Source organism: Rhodococcus jostii NBRC 16295 (assembly GCF_001894825.1).
Lineage (GTDB): Bacteria > Actinomycetota > Actinomycetes > Mycobacteriales > Mycobacteriaceae > Rhodococcus_F > Rhodococcus_F jostii.
Map to the genome: position 1 here is coordinate 1 of NZ_BCWY01000254.1, position 921 is coordinate 921.

1 protein-coding gene is annotated in these 921 nt (G+C 68.6%); it reads right to left on the reverse strand.

Going from position 1 to position 921, the window contains the following annotated elements:
• A partial coding sequence (locus RJ1_RS45050) for an RNB domain-containing ribonuclease (protein ID WP_143169623.1) occupies positions 1-921 on the reverse strand: 921 nt, incomplete at both ends.

Sequence of the window (921 nt, forward strand, 5' to 3'; positions counted from 1 at the left end):
CCTGCACTCGGCGGTGCAGCTCGGCGACCACCTCACCGATCGGGTCACGTGCCGCCGCGGCCGCCAGCACCTTCGCCCACCGTTTCGAGTCGAGACCCTCGAGTTCGCCGGCGGCGACGACCTGCGCGGTCACCCTCCGGTCGCGGGCCTTGAAGTGCGCTGCCTTCTCGTCCCGGTCCGCGGCTATACGCCGGTTGATATCAGCGGCGAGGTTGCCGAGTTGCTCTGTGGTGTACGGGGCAGGCCCGCCGTCGAGGTGGGCGAAGATCACCCGCTGGGTGATCAGGTCCGACACCCTGCGCAGCGGCGACGTCGCGTGCGTGTACGCCGCCAACCGAAGCCCGTGATGGCCGTGCACCGTCGGGGCGTACGTGGCAGCACGATACGACGATTGCAGACGCGAACGCAGCTTCTCGAACAGCACCGGATCCGTCATCGCCACCGCAACCTCCGCCGCGAGGTCCTCCGTGCTGCCCGCGGTCACCGCGCTGCGGTGATTGCGGAACAGAACCGGAAGATCCTCCTGCACGCACCACATGGCGATCGCCTCGTTCGCTGCGATCATCAATTCCTGCACAAACACGTATCCCACCGTGCGCTCGTCCAGCGGGATCGGCACGATCCCGCCTTCCTCGGTGGAACCCCACCCGTGCGCGAGATCGTAGAGCGCGAACGCGCCGGACCTGCGACGTCCCCGAAGCAGCACCTGCGCGGCGTCATTCGCGGCTCGCACACCCTCGTGCAGCGGGTCGTCAACCGACCCGAGAATCCGTGTGATCTGCGCATGATCGACCGCGACGCACCTCCCGGCCGGTACCCGCCCGCGATCGACACTCACCCCGGACACCACCCCGTCCGCGGACACATCGGCACGTACCCGCAGCGTGGACCTCTCCGCAGTCTCGCTCAGCGTCGCCGCCT